Annotated in this window: 1 protein-coding gene; it reads left to right on the forward strand. The window is 68.3% G+C overall.

Annotated features, from left to right (window positions below; all coding sequences use genetic code 11):
* A partial coding sequence (locus tag LPW26_RS25315; protein WP_238738532.1) for an integrase core domain-containing protein occupies positions 1–438 on the forward strand: 438 nt, incomplete at both ends.

Raw genomic sequence — 438 nt, forward strand, 5'->3', positions numbered from 1 at the left:
GTCGGCGATCCGCTGCGACAACGGCTCGCCGTTCGGCTCGACCGGCGCCTGCGGACTGACCCGGCTGTCGGCCTGGTGGCTCAAGCTCGGGATCGAACCGCATTTTGTGCACCCGGCTTCGCCGCAGCAGAACGGCCGTCACGAGCGGATGCATCGGACCCTGAAGGCACAGACCTCGTGCCCGCCGGCGTCGAATGCGACCGAGCAGCAGGCCAGGTTCGATGGCTTTCGCGAGCACTTCAATCGGGAGCGCCCGCACGAGGCACTCGGCCAGCGCCCACCGGCCGAACTCTACACCATCTCGACGCGGCAAATGCCGGAGCGGATCGAGGACCCCTGGTACGACGCCGACCACCAGGTGCGGCGGGTCCGCAGCTCCGGCGAGATCATGTGGCACGGCGAGCGCATCTTCATCACCGAGGCGCTGGTCGGAGAAGT

Source organism: Rhodopseudomonas infernalis (genome assembly GCF_022271405.1).
Taxonomy (GTDB): Bacteria; Pseudomonadota; Alphaproteobacteria; order Rhizobiales; family Xanthobacteraceae; genus Rhodopseudomonas; species Rhodopseudomonas infernalis.